The organism is Staphylococcus edaphicus, assembly GCF_002614725.1.
Taxonomy (GTDB): Bacteria; Bacillota; Bacilli; order Staphylococcales; family Staphylococcaceae; genus Staphylococcus; species Staphylococcus edaphicus.
In genome coordinates this window covers 11,641-26,575 of the sequence record NZ_MRZN01000005.1, presented here as the reverse complement: position 1 = coordinate 26,575, position 14,935 = coordinate 11,641, and the positions used below count along the sequence as shown (strand labels likewise).

The 14,935-nt window shown below is 33.6% G+C and carries 13 protein-coding genes and 1 pseudogene; 13 read left to right on the top strand and 1 reads right to left on the bottom strand.

Annotated elements, in window-relative coordinates; genetic code table 11:
* Positions 1–42 precede the first annotated feature (42 nt).
* Entirely contained in the window at positions 43–1,410 is a 1,368-nt protein-coding gene (gene dnaA / locus BTJ66_RS04675; protein WP_099089815.1) for a chromosomal replication initiator protein DnaA, read from the bottom strand.
* A 735-nt stretch (positions 1,411–2,145) separates the two neighbouring features.
* Here dnaA and rpmH point away from each other — a divergent pair.
* The 13 genes and pseudogenes from rpmH (at position 2,146) to BTJ66_RS04615 (ending at position 14,853) form a co-directional block, all read left to right on the top strand.
* Complete coding sequence (gene rpmH / locus BTJ66_RS04670; protein ID WP_000240855.1) at positions 2,146–2,283, top strand: 50S ribosomal protein L34; 138 nt, start codon at positions 2,146–2,148, stop codon at positions 2,281–2,283.
* Between the two features lie 156 nt (positions 2,284–2,439).
* On the top strand, positions 2,440–2,787 hold the full coding sequence (gene rnpA / locus BTJ66_RS04665; protein WP_193433011.1) for a ribonuclease P protein component: 348 nt from the start codon (positions 2,440–2,442) through the stop codon (positions 2,785–2,787).
* 163 nt (positions 2,788–2,950) lie between these two features.
* Positions 2,951–4,330, top strand: coding sequence for a tRNA uridine-5-carboxymethylaminomethyl(34) synthesis GTPase MnmE (mnmE, locus tag BTJ66_RS04660; RefSeq protein WP_099089901.1), 1,380 nt, complete (start codon positions 2,951–2,953; stop codon positions 4,328–4,330).
* Positions 4,331–4,346: 16 nt separating this feature from the next.
* The gene (gene mnmG, locus BTJ66_RS04655) at positions 4,347–6,224 is read left to right on the top strand and encodes a tRNA uridine-5-carboxymethylaminomethyl(34) synthesis enzyme MnmG (RefSeq protein WP_099089814.1); all 1,878 of its coding nucleotides are present in this window, start codon (positions 4,347–4,349) and stop codon (positions 6,222–6,224) included.
* Position 6,225: 1 nt separating this feature from the next.
* On the top strand, positions 6,226–6,945 hold the full coding sequence (gene rsmG, locus BTJ66_RS04650; RefSeq protein ID WP_099089813.1) for a 16S rRNA (guanine(527)-N(7))-methyltransferase RsmG: 720 nt from the start codon (positions 6,226–6,228) through the stop codon (positions 6,943–6,945).
* A 46-nt stretch (positions 6,946–6,991) separates the two neighbouring features.
* Positions 6,992–7,831 carry a ParB/RepB/Spo0J family partition protein gene (locus tag BTJ66_RS04645; protein ID WP_099089812.1) on the top strand — a complete coding sequence of 280 codons (840 nt, stop codon included), beginning with the start codon at positions 6,992–6,994 and terminating at the stop codon, positions 7,829–7,831.
* Positions 7,832–8,040: 209 nt separating this feature from the next.
* Positions 8,041–9,498: pseudogene (locus BTJ66_RS04640) on the top strand (carbon starvation CstA family protein).
* 202 nt (positions 9,499–9,700) lie between these two features.
* On the top strand, positions 9,701–10,267 hold the full coding sequence (locus BTJ66_RS04635; protein ID WP_099089811.1) for a helix-turn-helix transcriptional regulator: 567 nt from the start codon (positions 9,701–9,703) through the stop codon (positions 10,265–10,267).
* 107 nt (positions 10,268–10,374) lie between these two features.
* The gene (locus BTJ66_RS04630; protein ID WP_099089810.1) at positions 10,375–11,142 is read left to right on the top strand and encodes a MerR family transcriptional regulator; all 768 of its coding nucleotides are present in this window, start codon (positions 10,375–10,377) and stop codon (positions 11,140–11,142) included.
* A 266-nt stretch (positions 11,143–11,408) separates the two neighbouring features.
* Complete coding sequence (locus tag BTJ66_RS13500) at positions 11,409–11,495, top strand: type I toxin-antitoxin system Fst family toxin (protein WP_153043321.1); 87 nt, start codon at positions 11,409–11,411, stop codon at positions 11,493–11,495.
* Positions 11,496–12,023: 528 nt separating this feature from the next.
* On the top strand, positions 12,024–12,119 hold the full coding sequence (locus tag BTJ66_RS04625; RefSeq protein WP_099089809.1) for a type I toxin-antitoxin system Fst family toxin: 96 nt from the start codon (positions 12,024–12,026) through the stop codon (positions 12,117–12,119).
* A gap of 496 nt (positions 12,120–12,615) precedes the next feature.
* Positions 12,616–13,587 carry a chitosanase gene (locus tag BTJ66_RS04620; RefSeq protein ID WP_099089808.1) on the top strand — a complete coding sequence of 324 codons (972 nt, stop codon included), beginning with the start codon at positions 12,616–12,618 and terminating at the stop codon, positions 13,585–13,587.
* Between the two features lie 24 nt (positions 13,588–13,611).
* Positions 13,612–14,853, top strand: a complete 1,242-nt coding sequence (locus tag BTJ66_RS04615; RefSeq protein WP_099089807.1) for a glycoside hydrolase family 5 protein — start codon at positions 13,612–13,614, stop codon at positions 14,851–14,853.
* Positions 14,854–14,935 lie beyond the last annotated feature (82 nt).

The following is a 14,935-nucleotide window of genomic DNA, read 5'->3' as shown; positions in this document are numbered from 1 at the left end:
TCCTCAAATTCGTTACGATTAATCTGTTATAGTACAGTTTTTTTACTGATTTCGTATTTCTTTTTCTAAATTTTCAACTTCTTGTTTAAAGGTTGGATCATTTTGAATATCTTTAACTATTTTTTCATGTGCATGAATAACGGTTGTATGATCACGGCCACCAAACTCTTCACCAATTTTTGGTAATGAGAAATCTGTTAGCTCACGTGATAGATACATTGCTATTTGACGGGGATAAGCAATAGATTTCGTACGTTTTTTGGCACTAAAATCTTCAATGCGTACACTATAATATTGGCCTACAATCTTCTGGATATCTTGTATCGTGATTTTCTTAGATTTAGGTGCTTGAATGATATCTTTAAGTGCTTCAGCTGTTAGTTCTGTGGTAATCGGTTGTCCTTGTAATTTTGAAAAGGCTAAGACACGTGTTAATGCACCTTCAAGTTCACGAATATTAGATTGGATTTGATTAGCGATATAAGTGAGTGCTTCAGTTGGAATATTTAGATTCTCTTCGCCAATTTTTTTCTGTAAAATCGCCATTCTTGTTTCATAATCTGGTGGCGTAATGTCTACAATCAATCCCCATTCAAAACGCGAGCGTAAACGATCTTCTAATTTTGCAATTTCTTTAGGCGGTCTATCACTAGAAATTACAATTTGTTTATTTGCCTGATGTAATTCATTAAACGTATGGAAAAATTCTTCTTGTGTTTGTTCTTTGTTTTGAATAAATTGAATGTCATCAATTAATAAAACGTCGATATTACGGTATTTTTCTCTAAAACGTTCGGTTTTATTATCTCGTATGGATTTAATAAATTCATTTGTGAATTTTTCACTAGAGGTATATATCACTTTAGCATCTGGATTATTATCTAATACATAATGACCAATCGCATGCATTAGATGCGTCTTACCTAAACCAACACCACCATAGATGAACAATGGATTATACGCTTTTGCGGGTGCTTCAGCGACAGCAAGACTTGCAGCATGTGGAAATCTATTTCCCGGTCCAATTACAAATGTTTCGAATGTATTATGTGTATTGAACTGTTCGCCACCAATGACTGCTTCATCAACGCCTGGTGTGTATTTTTTAGCTGGTTGCTCAGGTTGCGTTTCTTCTTTTTGCTCACTTGTATGTAAGCTTTTTAGTTCCTCTTCAGTATAAAAAACGGGTGCGATCTCATGGCCAATTGCTTCATATAAAGCAGCTTTAATAATTTCTGCGTAATTCATCTTTAACCAATTAGCAACAAAATCATCATCAGTAACTACAATGGCCTGATCATTTTGTAGTTTAAATAATTTTGTGTCTTTAAGAAATGTTTGGTAGCTCGCACTACTTACTTTTTCTTGAGCCAAGGTTAAGACTTTTTCCCATATTTCTTGTTCTGACATAATAACAAACTCCAACTTTCGTAAATTTTAAAAGTTATACACAAAAACAACAGGTGTAAATAAAAAGAATCACAGCCTGTTGATAATTATCCACAAGTTACACACAATCAGTGGATAACTATTTTCTAACTGTGAGTTACACACAGGCTTTTGCCATATAATTTAATAATCTAAACCCTGTATCAATCAATATCTACATGACTTATCCACATAATTATACTTTTTAACAACAAGCTCTGTCAAATGGGTGTGAATATGTTGTTAAATACTGGTGAACGCTGTGCATAATTTAAAAACTATCCACAAAGATGAGCTGTGAAGCTGTGTATAAGTGGATAACTTTAAGCATTAGACAGTATATCAAATAAAAATGGTTTTGTGTGCTTGGGAAATAATTTATAAGGATTGTATGGAAAATGTATAATGCATTACATCAATGTACTAAATATGCAGCGACTGGGATTATTGATGTACAAGGACGTTTATTGCGTAGGGAGTTGCTGTATTTCTTCATTAGATATTTAATAAAAGTTGTTCACCCTTATAATTGTTCCTTTTTTCTATGTAAGGCTCAAATTGATACTTGCTTTATAAAATGGATTTTGTTATATTGTAGTAGTTGCTTGAATTATGACTAGAAATTAATAACAGTTAAATCAAGACTTAAAGCAGAAGCGTATATTAATTTATCTATTATAATAGTATAGAACCGAATAAAGATGGAGGTGTTTTTGCATGGTAAAACGTACTTATCAACCAAATAAACGTAAACATAGTAAAGTTCATGGTTTCAGAAAACGCATGAGCACAAAAAATGGTCGTAAAGTGTTGGCGCGTCGTCGTCGTAAAGGCCGTAAAGTACTATCAGCATAAGATCACTGACTCATCAGTGGTCTTTTTTTTGGTTTCAGTGAAGTAAAATTGCTATAAATAATGTGGATGTTTACTATTAATCTAAGATAATGAATGATATAGATAGAAACATATAGTTAATTCATATATGTTAATGAAGAGATAAGTGAGTGATGTTTGGTGGAGAAAGCTTACCGAATTAAAAAAAATAGTGATTTCCAATTCATTTATAAAAAAGGGAAATCAGTAGCAAATAGACAATTTGTTATATATACACAACCTAATAAAGAACTAGATCATTTTCGTTTAGGTATTAGTGTTTCTAAAAAGTTGGGTAATGCCGTCGTTAGAAATAGAATTAAAAGAGCAATTCGTGAAAATTTTAAAGTGCATAAAGATGATATTTTACCAATGGATCTTATTGTAATAGCGAGACAACCAGCAAAGGATATGAATACACTAGAGATACAAGCGAGTTTAGAACACGTATTGAAAATAGCAAAAGCATTTAATAAGCGCGTTTAAGTAGGGTAGGGGAAGCAAAAATTTAGTGTACCGTCAGTCTAACATCAGACAAACCTAAGGCTAACGCTACGAAACTTCCGAACAAGATACTCGCTTTTTATAAGTAAACTATTTACAATATTATAATGATAAAAATGTAGTCGACAAGGAGGCGAGATGGATGATGGATTTAGATACGATAACGAGTATTTCCACACCAATGGGTGAGGGTGCAATAGGCATTGTACGTTTATCAGGTGTAGAGGCAGTAAATATTGCAGATAAACTTTATAAAGGTAAAGAAAAACTTGAAGATGTACCTTCTCATACGATTAACTACGGTCATATCATTGATCCTGAATCAAACGAAGTAGTAGAAGAAGTGATGGTTTCCGTGTTACGTGCACCAAAGACATTTACCCGTGAGGATATTGTTGAGATTAACTGCCATGGTGGTATTTTGACAATTAACCGAATACTAGAGTTAACGATGACACACGGTGCCCGTATGGCAGACCCTGGTGAATATACTAAACGTGCTTTCTTAAATGGAAGAATTGATTTATCTCAGGCAGAAGCTGTCATGGATTTTATTCGTTCTAAAACTGATCGTGCGTCTAAAGTTGCAATGAATCAAATCGAAGGTCGTTTAAGTGATATGATTAAGCGACAGCGACAATCCATCCTCGAAATCCTTGCTCAAGTCGAAGTGAACATAGATTATCCGGAATACGATGATGTTGAAGATGCAACTACAGAAGTATTACTAGGCAAATCAAATGAAATTAAAACCGAAATCAACAAATTACTTGATACAGGTACACAAGGAAAGATTATGAGAGAAGGGTTATCTACAGTGATTGTTGGTAAACCTAATGTAGGTAAATCTTCGATGCTTAACAACCTCATTCAAGATAATAAAGCGATTGTAACAGAAGTACCTGGTACAACAAGAGATACGTTAGAAGAATATGTTAACGTTCGCGGTGTACCATTAAGACTTGTGGATACAGCTGGCATACGTGACACTGAAGACATCGTCGAACGCATAGGTGTAGAACGTTCAAGAAAGGCATTAGGCGAAGCAGATTTAATACTGTTTGTACTTAATTATAATGAAGCATTAACTGATGAAGATCGTAAGTTATATGAAGTCATTAAAAATGAAGACGCCATCGTTATTGTTAATAAGATGGACTTAGATAAACGATTAGATCTTGAAGAAGTAAAAGAGATGATAGGAGACATGCCACTGATTCAGACATCGATGCTCAAACAAGAGGGTATTGATCAATTAGAAATTCAAATTAGAGATTTATTCTTTGGTGGCGATGTTCAAAATCAAGATATGACATATGTTTCTAATTCAAGACATATTTCATTATTAAAGCAAGCAAGAAATTCGATTCAAGATGCGATAGATGCAGCTGAGTCAGGTGTACCAATGGATATGGTACAAATAGATTTAACGAGAACTTGGGAAATTTTAGGTGAAATTATCGGTGAATCCGCAAGTGATGAATTGATTGACCAGTTATTTAGTCAATTCTGCTTAGGAAAATAATAAGGAGGAAATAATGATGGCTCAAGAATATGATGTGATAGTAATAGGAGCCGGACATGCTGGTATTGAAGCTGGATTAGCTTCAGCACGTCGTGGTGCGAAAACGTTAATGCTGACAATTAATCTAGATAATATTGCTTTTATGCCGTGTAATCCATCCGTGGGTGGTCCAGCAAAAGGGATTGTCGTACGTGAAATTGATGCATTAGGCGGACAAATGGCGAAAACGATTGATAAAACGCACATTCAAATGCGTATGTTAAATACAGGTAAAGGTCCAGCAGTTAGAGCTTTACGTGCGCAAGCAGATAAAGTCTTGTATCAACAAGAAATGAAAAAAGTAATCGAAGATGAAGAAAACCTTGATATTATGCAAGGCATGGTAGATGACCTAATCATTGAAGATGACGTTATTAAAGGTGTACGTACGAATATAGGAACAGAATACAGGGCAGAGGCAGTTATTATTACAACGGGTACATTTTTACGTGGTGAAATCATTTTAGGTAACATGAAATATTCAAGTGGTCCTAACCACCAACTACCATCCATCTCATTAGCGGATAATTTAAGAGGTTTAGGCTTTGAAGTAGTACGCTTCAAAACGGGTACGCCACCGCGTGTGAATGCCAAAACAATTGATTATTCTAAAACTGAAATTCAACCTGGTGATGATGTTGGAAGAGCGTTCAGCTTTGAAACAACGGAATATATCTTAGACCAATTACCATGTTGGTTAACATATACCAATGGTGATACACACCAAGTGATTGACGACAATTTACATTTATCTGCAATGTATTCAGGTATGATTAAAGGTACAGGACCAAGATATTGTCCATCGATTGAAGATAAATTTGTACGTTTCAATGATAAACCACGTCACCAACTTTTCTTAGAACCAGAAGGCAGAAATACTAATGAAGTTTATGTCCAAGGTCTATCAACAAGTTTACCAGAACATGTACAACGTCAAATGTTAGAGACGATTCCAGGTTTAGAAAAAGCAGATATGATGCGTGCTGGTTATGCAATTGAATACGATGCGTTAGTACCAACACAGTTATGGCCAACGCTTGAAACTAAAAAAATTAAAAACTTATATACTGCAGGACAAATTAATGGTACTTCAGGGTACGAAGAAGCAGCTGGACAAGGTATCATGGCAGGTATTAATGCAGCGGCTCGCGTTCAAGGTAAAGAGGAAGTAATACTAAGTCGTTCAGATGCATATATAGGTGTCTTAATTGATGATTTAATTACTAAAGGTACCAACGAACCTTATCGTTTATTAACTTCTCGTGCTGAGTATCGTTTATTATTAAGACATGATAACGCCGATTTACGCTTAACTGATTTAGGCTATGAATTAGGGATGATTTCAGAGGAACGTTATGCTCGTTTCAATGAAAAACGAGAAATGATTAAATCAGAACAAGAACGTTTAAACAGCATTCGTGTTAAACCACATGATCGCGTTCAAGAAATTATTGAAGCACAAGGCGGTTCACGTTTGAAAGATGGTATATTAGCTTTAGAATTATTACGCCGTCCTGAAATGACATACGATTTAATTCTAGAAATTTTAGAGGAAACACATCAATTGCCTTCAGATGTTGAAGAACAAGTTGAAATCCAAACGAAATATGAAGGGTATATCAATAAATCCTTACAACAAGTTGAAAAAGTTAAACGCATGGAAGAGAAGAAAATTCCAGAAGACTTAGATTACAGTAAAGTAGATAGTTTGGCGACGGAAGCACGAGAAAAATTAGCAGAGGTTAAACCGCTAAATATTGCACAAGCTTCTCGTATTTCTGGTGTGAACCCAGCCGATATTTCAATCTTACTTGTATATCTTGAACAAGGTAAAATCCAAAGGGTGAATAACTAAGATGAGTGTAGCATGGTTAACTAAGCAATTGAGTACACATGGCATAGCACTTTCAGACAAACAACAACAGCAGTTTCAAACGTATTATGAAATGCTTGTCGAATGGAATGAAAAGATGAATTTAACAAGTATTACTGAAGAGCATGAAGTATATTTGAAGCATTTCTATGATTCAATTGCGACAAGTTTTTATACGGATTTAACTAAAGAGCTAACTGTATGTGATGTGGGCGCTGGTGCTGGTTTTCCTAGTATTCCTTTGAAAATCATTTTCCCGAATTTGAAAGTTACGATTGTAGATTCCTTGAATAAGCGTATCCATTTTTTAAATCAATTAGCAGAAGCCTTGGATTTAGATAATGTAAACTTTGTACATGATCGAGCCGAAACATTTGGTAAGGGAGACTACAGGGAGTCTTACGATATTGTTACAGCACGTGCAGTTGCTAGACTTTCAGTATTAAGTGAGTTATGTTTGCCTTTAGTTAAAAAAGGCGGTCATTTCATAGCATTGAAATCATCCAAAGGTGAAGAAGAATTGGAAGATGCACGTTTTGGTATAGGTGTGTTTGGTGGTAAAGTGCTCGATACGATTTCATATGATTTGCCAGAAGATGCAGGGGAAAGACAAATGATTATCATTGGTAAAAGAAGTCAAACACCTAAAAAATATCCTAGAAAGCCAGGGACGCCCAATAAATCTCCATTACTTGAAAAATAGAAGGAAATCAATACAATACAATTAATTTAGAGGGAGCGCATAGTAAATGAAGAAACCTTTTTCTAAATTATTTGGTTTAAAGAACAAAGATGACATCGTTGGTTATATTGAAGAGGATTATAATAATAGCGTTGAATCTATTCATATGGAACGTATTGTGCCAAACCGTTATCAACCAAGACAAGTATTTGAGCCAAATAAGATTAAAGAACTCGCAGAATCTATAGAAGAACATGGTTTGTTACAACCCATTGTCGTACGTCCAATTGAAGAAGATATGTTTGAAATCATCGCAGGTGAACGTAGATTTAGGGCTTTACAGAGCCTGAGTAAGACACATGCGGATGTTATTATTAGATATTTAGACGATGAGGAAACAGCTGTAGTTGCACTCATTGAAAATATTCAACGTGAAAATTTATCTGTAGTTGAAGAAGCAGAAGCATATAAAAAATTGCTTGAAATCGGGGATACAACACAAAGCGAATTAGCTAAAAGTGTTGGTAAAAGTCAAAGTTTTATTGCGAATAAGTTACGTTTATTAAAATTAACACCGAAAGTGCTAGAACGTTTACGTGAAAATAAGATTACGGAACGTCATGCGCGTGCTATGTTGAGCTTGTCAGAAGAAGATCAAGAAACATTAGTAGAAACGGTTATAAGTCAAAAATTAAATGTGAAACAAACTGAAGCACGCGTAAAACAAAAGATTGGACCTGAAAAAGTCAAAGCACAAAGGTTTGAATTCGAAAAAGATCTAACGGATGCACGTGAAGCGGTTGGCAAAAGTTTAGAATCTATCGAAAAAAGTGGTGTGAAGTATGAACATCAAGCAAAAGATTACGATGACTATTATGAAATTAAAATTAAACTGTTTAAACATTAATCACGTTAGAGGTCTAACCATTATAAGAGATGGTGGACCTCTATTTTTATAGTTTAAATATCAAGCTTAAATATTTACTGTCATTATATAAAATACAAAATATATATTTATAAAATTTGAATAAAAACAAAAAGTGATATTGTGGAATTTTACCATTTATGATTAAATTAAGAAAACGCTTTCACGTTATCTTAAGGGGGAATGGTAACATGATTACTTTTATTGTATCTATAATACTATTGGTTGTGGGATATTTTACTTATGGAAAATACATAGACAAAATGTTTGGACCGAAAGAAGCGAGACCAACACCAGCATATAATCAAAGAGATGATGTCGATTATTTACCAATGAAGACCTCGTCTAATTCACTAATCTAACTATTGAACATTGCAGGTGTAGGGCCTATCTTTGGACCGATTATGGGCGCATTATATGGTCCTGTAGCATTTATTTGGATTGTATTAGGCTGTATCTTTGCGGGGGCTGTACATGATTATCTGACAGGTATGATTTCAATTAGAAACAAAGGTGCACATTTACCAGAACTCGCTGGGAAATTTTTAGGTCAAGTCATGAAACACTTTGTTAATATATTTTCAATTCTGTTATTGCTCTTAACAGGAACGGTATTTGTAACTAGTCCAGCCTTATTATTACATAATTTAATGGATGGACGTATTGCATTGGGAATTATTATTTTTGTTATTTTTGTGTATTATATACTTTCTACGATTCTACCTATAGATAAAATTATTGGTAGAATTTATCCTATATTTGGGGCTTTGTTATTAATTAGCGCGGTAGGTATTGGCTTCCGTCTCATCCAGACAGGCGCACCGATTCCAGAGTTGAACTTTAATAATATGCATCCTGATGGCGCACCTATATTTCCATTATTATTCTTTACAATAACATGTGGTGCTTTATCTGGCTTCCATGCTACACAGACACCTATTATTTCTAGAACAACAAATAAAGAACAAAATGGTAGATTTATCTTTTACGGTATGATGATTGCAGAGGGAATCATTGCTATGATTTGGGCTGCGGCAGGTATGAGTCTATTTAATGGTTATAGTGGTTTGAGTGACGTTTTAGCGCGCGGCGAAGCAGCACTAGTAGTAAGCCAAGCATCACACCTACTATTGGGTTCTGTGTTTGGTACTATTGCAGTATTAGGCGTTATCGTCTTGCCAATCACGAGTGGGGATACCTCATTTAGAAGTGCTAGAATGATTATTGCGGATTATTTAAACTATGGACAACGTAGTATGATAAAACGGATCATTGTTGCAGCACCATTATTTATTATTAGCTTTGGACTTACTCAAGTTGATTTCACGATTCTCTGGAGATATTTCTCTTGGGCAAATCAAACAACTGCAGTCGTTGCTTTATGGATAGGTGCGATGTATCTATTAATTGCGAAAAAGAATTTCTGGGTTGCAGCGATACCCGCCGTATTTATGACATGGAATATTTTCACCTATATCTTAAGCCAGAAAATTGGATTAGGTTTAGACCTAAATCTAAGTTATGTCATAGCATTTGTGTTAACGATTTTATGGGTCGTTTATTTCGGTTACCAATATAAGAAAATCACAGCAGGAGCAAAATTTGAACTGGATCATCACATACCATATCAGCAACAACAAACGATTTAATAAATCATATATTAATTGGAAGGATAAGATCTTGTTAACATGACAATGGTCTTATCCTTTTGGTATGTCTAAAGGATAGTCTTGAAATGCTGATATAGCAGCGTGTAAAAATATTTAGACATAACAAATAGTGCGGATGTAAATAGAATTTGATAGTCTAGTATTACAAACCATAATAATCTCTTATTAAAGGAGCGGAACAATGAACTTAGGCCATCAAATTAAATATCTTCGACAACGTGATTACTTATCCCAAGAAGATTTAGCTGAAAAATTATATGTTTCACGACAAACAATTTCTAATTGGGAAAATGATAAAAGTTATCCTGATATTCATAATTTATTGATGTTAAGTTCGCTGTTTGATACTTCTTTAGACGACCTAGTCAAAGGAGACGTAGAGATTATGGAACGTAAGTTGAAAGAGACACGGTTTAATGGCTGGTCTCACTTAATGGTTTGGCCAATGTTAATGGCAGCTATTTTAATTGGACCAGCTTTGTATCATTGGGGAATGATTGGTTACATTGTAGAAGCGATATTATTAGGTGTTGCAATCGTAGCTTCTCTGAAAGTAGATAGTTTAAAAAAATCATATCATATCCAAACGTATGACCGTATTGTTGCATTTATGAATGGTAAAGATCCTAATGAAGTCCATACTACTAAATTAAGGGATATAATGACTTCAATATATAGTTTTGTATTAGTCGTTGGTATTTTTATCATCATCGTATTAATTAGTTTGTATGTATTTAAACCTTATTGAGAGTGGACAAGTGATGTTCCACTCTTTTTTTAATAAAAAGAAAATTTTGCTTGAGGTTGACGTAACGTAAGGGTGTAGAGTGAAAATTGTCAGGAGGTAAAGAAATTATGGAATATACAGTCAGTAAGCTAGCTAAAATATCTGGTGTCACTCAGCGTACATTGCATTATTATGATCAAATTGGCTTGCTTAAGCCAGCTAGCGTTAGTTCATCAGGTTATCGGTTATACGGCAAAGAAGAAGTAGATATGCTACAACAGATTATTTTCTATCGAGAGTTAGTTGTAAGTATTGAAGAAATTAAAACCATCATTCAAGAACCTACATTTAATCAGACAAGAGCATTAGAACAACATTTGCACAATCTAAAACGCAAACGTGCGCGTCTTGATCAAATTATAGCAACTGTTGAAAAAACCATTGCGAATTCGAAAGGAGAAATAGTTATGCAAGATAAAGAAAAATTTGAAGGATTTAAAGCACAAGTACTTCAAGATAACGAACAAAAATATGGTGACGAAATTAGAGAAATATATGGTGACAAAGCCATTAATCAAAGTAACCAAGCATTTAAAAACATGACTGAAGCGGAATATAATGAATGGCGTCAACTAGAAGATGAAATAACAGATTTATTACCAGTAGCATTTCAAACAGAAGACCCTTCTTCTGAAATTGCACAAACGTTAGCTGCAAAACATAAAGCATGGTTAATGTATATGTGGCCAAGTTATTCTGAGCAAGCCCATGCCGTTTTGGCAGACATGTATGTTACAGATGAAAGATTTTCAGCTTATTATGATAAGCACGTAGAAGGTGGCGCTCAATTTTTAAGAGATGCCATATTTATTTTTACTGGGGAACAAGAGTCTTAAAATAGTAGAAAAATCTTAGGCAATACTTTTGGAATGACATGCTTATATCGCGAGTCAAGAAGTTAGACAACATCGTGTTGTTTAACTTCTTTTTTAAATTATTGAAGTCAGAAGTAGTTAAATTATTCGACTTTAAGTACATACCCAGGAATGTAGAATATATTGGTAATGATTGTATTATTTACTGAATGCATCTTATCGAAAATAGATATGGGTACATATTTATAGGTGATATAATTATTGCGCCGCTTATCTCATAGGCGTCAATCGATGTAGAGAGGAGGTGTAGCAACTTTGTTCACATCACGATCACAGTCATCAGTGGTTGTATTATCGCGTTATTTACGCATTGACTACGCAAGCGTAATGACGAATAGGCGACAATAGCCACACCTACAAAAAGCCCACAATACTCGCAATAGAGAGGGGGTTGGCGTATCTATGCTAGTTCCTTGTTCTGTGCGTTATAACATCATAATGGATGAGAATGCAAAATTGGAATTTTGAAATGTAAAGTATACATAGTAAAAAAGAACGGTATTAAAGATGAATATCATTATAAGTGAAGACGAAGAAATAGCAACTGCTATTTTGAAATTTACACACCCTAATCAAAGAATAATAAAATGCATTTATAAACAACTTTAACAGGTTAATTTCCACTCCATTTAAGTATAATTACAGCACTATTATTTCCTTTTTTTAGTTATAGAAATCTTTATCGTTAATAAAAAAATCAAGGAAACTTAAGGATTATGATGAATTTAAATAACATAATTTAACTTATCGGAAGTAGATACGCGTGTAAATTCATAGATGATATAATAATGGAGTCGCCTATCTCTCAGGCGTCAATTTGACGTAGAGAGGAGGTGCAGAAAATGACAGATATTCTTGTTCACATCATGACCACGGTAGCAAGTGGTTGCATTGTCACATTCTTTGCGTATTGGCTTCGCAAAAGTGATGATAAGTAAAATAGGCGGCTAAGCCACACCAAAAAACCCCTCACTACTGAGAATAGTGAGGGGTTTGGTGCATCAAATGCAGATATTCTTGTTAAAGATATTATAACATCATAGTGGGTAGGAATGCAAAAATTACTTTTCTCATATAACAGAGAGAGTTAAAAACCATTGGTTGTCGTATGTAATATCTTTTAATATAGAATGATGTGAAATAATACCCATTAAATGCAAAAAAACATCATTAATAAATTTTATATTTAAAAATCATTGATAAAATTTATCTTTTGTAAAGATTTCATTAAGATTTTAAAGATAGCGCTTTCTTTAGTTGTGGAAAATTAAATTGTGTATTACATTTTATTTGTTAGCAATTGTTAGTAAAGCTAACTATTTCGAAGAAAGAAGGCTTGCTATTTTATACGTAAGTATTAGTTTTACATTTTCAAATTTGTAGAGATTTTTTGAGCGTGTATTAAAATTTTAAATTAGGAAAAGGAGAATTGAAATGAAAAATACAATGAAAATCGCATTATCTGGTGCTATTGCACTATCAACATTAAGTCCGCTAACAAATGTAGTGCATGCAGAAGAACAACAAGAACAAAATATACCAAAACAAACTTCTCAAAAAGCAGGAAATGTAAATGATAATAACTATATGGAAAAGAACTTTGACTTAAGAAAACGAATTATGGCTTTAGTTGGAGCAGCAGAAAATACTAATAGTAACTACTCAAATAATTATAGTTATATTGAAGATATTGGAGACCATAGAGGTTATACTGCAGGAATAATTGGCTTTACAACAGGAACAGATGACATGGTTCACTTAGTAAAACATTACAATAAAATTAATCCTAATAATGATTTGAAAAAATATGAAGGTGCATTAAAACAATTATCTAAAGAAGGATCTGAATCACATAAAGGTTTAGAGGGATTTGATAAAGCATGGAAAAATGCCTCTAAAAACGATAGAGATAATTTTGTTAAAGCACAAAATTATGTATTAAAGCATGATTATATGGACAAAGCCGTACAAGCAGCCAAAGATGATGGATTATCACAATTAGGCCAATACGTTTACTTTGATGCTATTGTTAAACATGGCCCTGGTGAATTTAAACAAGGTGGTTACAAAGGAAAAGACCCTGCTGATTGGAGCTTTGATGAATTACGTGAAAGTACCATAGATAAAAGCGGTGGTAAATCACCTAAAAATGGTGTAAATGAAGAAGATTTCTTAAATGCTTTCCTTGATGGTAGATTCAAATCTATCCAAAAAGAAAATGAAAATGACGAAAGTAACGATAACGATGTATTTGACAGACTTAAAACTCAACAACAATTTATTAAAGATAAAAACTTTGATTTAAAACTTCCGTTAGATTTTAAAATGAATGGTGAAAATTTCCACTTAGATCAGGACGCAATTAATCATTATAATGACCAAGATTTAGATTTTGATAATGCATAAAATTTAAAAGTAAAGGTGAGGAATATGAAAAAAATACTGTTTAGTTCAGTCTTAGCTGCAACAGCTTTAACTACATTAATATCACATTCAGCACATGCCGAAGATATGAGTCAGCTTCAAACGAAAGGTAAAGAAATACAAAGAGATGGACAAAATTTTCAACTTAAAGGTGTAAATGCTGGTAATGCCTTCACAACAGAAAGTTATTTAGGTGGTATTACGGGTAAACAATATAAAAACTACCCTAAACCATATAGTGAAAAGACTTATAAAGAGCTAAAGGAAAATTTAGATGATCAATATGGGCCAAAAGAGGCTAAAAAGAAATTAAATACTTATGCTAATAATCATTGGACTGATGAAGATTTTCAAAGAGTACAAGATATGGGACTTAATACAATCAGGCTACCTATTAATTATATTAATTTGACGAATTATAAAAAAGGTATGAATCCAGAAGATGCTGAAGTTACTAATCATTCATTTGATGCAATTGATCAATTTGTGAAAAAAGCTAAAGCACATGGTCTATATGTTATTTTAGATTTTCATGGTGCGCCAAATTCACAAAACGGTGCGGAACATTCAGGGGATACTAACAAAGGAAATAATAATGTGGGTCATTTTTGGGATGACTCAAATTCTCAGGGCAAAGCTAAAGAAATTCTATATAAATTAGCTGACCATTATAAGAATGAAAATGCAGTTGCTGGTTATGATGTTTTGAATGAGCCAAAGGGTGAAGGTGGTTCAAGCGATAATCAAGTTCAGTCTTTTTATAAAGAGGCTGTAAAATCAATAAGAGATACAGGGGACAAACATATTATCTTTTTGGAATCAGTTTGGAATCCAGAAAACATGAAGGAACCTTCATATTATGAAGACTCAGCTAATAATTTAGTATATGAGTATCACAATTATGCAACTAAAGATGATGGTAGTGTAAAAGAATCTTTTGATAAAAAGTTAGATAGTATTCATGATAGTAAATATAATGTACCAAGTTACTTAGGTGAATTTAACATACAATCAATGAGTGGTGGACCAAATGCAGATTCAGGTGATTTAAAACATATTGTGAATAAAGCTAATAAAAATAATTTATCATGGACAATTTGGAATAATGATGTACAAGGTGGCGGTAACTGGGGTGTATTCAAATATGATCAAGTGAATGAAAACCCTAAGAGTCCTGACTTTGGTAAAAAAGCTGGTGTTCAAGAAAATACGCCTATTTATAATGCAATAAAAGACGGAGCTAAATAATAGATTAAATTTTTACTTCAATTGATTGAAAGGGGCTCGTGTCATGATGATTAGAGCCCTCTTTTAACTAAAATAATTTAAT

What these genes read in the sequence shown, in the direction of transcription:
- dnaA (WP_099089815.1), bottom strand. Translation starts at nt 1,410, where the DNA reads ATGTCAGAACAAGAAATATGGGAAAAAGTCTTAACCTTGGCTCAAGAA.
- rpmH (WP_000240855.1), top strand. Translation starts at nt 2,146, where the DNA reads ATGGTAAAACGTACTTATCAACCAAATAAACGTAAACATAGTAAAGTT.
- mnmE (WP_099089901.1), top strand. Translation starts at nt 2,951, where the DNA reads ATGGATTTAGATACGATAACGAGTATTTCCACACCAATGGGTGAGGGT.
- mnmG (WP_099089814.1), top strand. Translation starts at nt 4,347, where the DNA reads ATGGCTCAAGAATATGATGTGATAGTAATAGGAGCCGGACATGCTGGT.
- rsmG (WP_099089813.1), top strand. Translation starts at nt 6,226, where the DNA reads ATGAGTGTAGCATGGTTAACTAAGCAATTGAGTACACATGGCATAGCA.
- BTJ66_RS04645 (WP_099089812.1), top strand. Translation starts at nt 6,992, where the DNA reads ATGAAGAAACCTTTTTCTAAATTATTTGGTTTAAAGAACAAAGATGAC.
- BTJ66_RS04635 (WP_099089811.1), top strand. Translation starts at nt 9,701, where the DNA reads ATGAACTTAGGCCATCAAATTAAATATCTTCGACAACGTGATTACTTA.
- BTJ66_RS04630 (WP_099089810.1), top strand. Translation starts at nt 10,375, where the DNA reads ATGGAATATACAGTCAGTAAGCTAGCTAAAATATCTGGTGTCACTCAG.
- BTJ66_RS04625 (WP_099089809.1), top strand. Translation starts at nt 12,024, where the DNA reads ATGACAGATATTCTTGTTCACATCATGACCACGGTAGCAAGTGGTTGC.
- BTJ66_RS04620 (WP_099089808.1), top strand. Translation starts at nt 12,616, where the DNA reads ATGAAAAATACAATGAAAATCGCATTATCTGGTGCTATTGCACTATCA.
- BTJ66_RS04615 (WP_099089807.1), top strand. Translation starts at nt 13,612, where the DNA reads ATGAAAAAAATACTGTTTAGTTCAGTCTTAGCTGCAACAGCTTTAACT.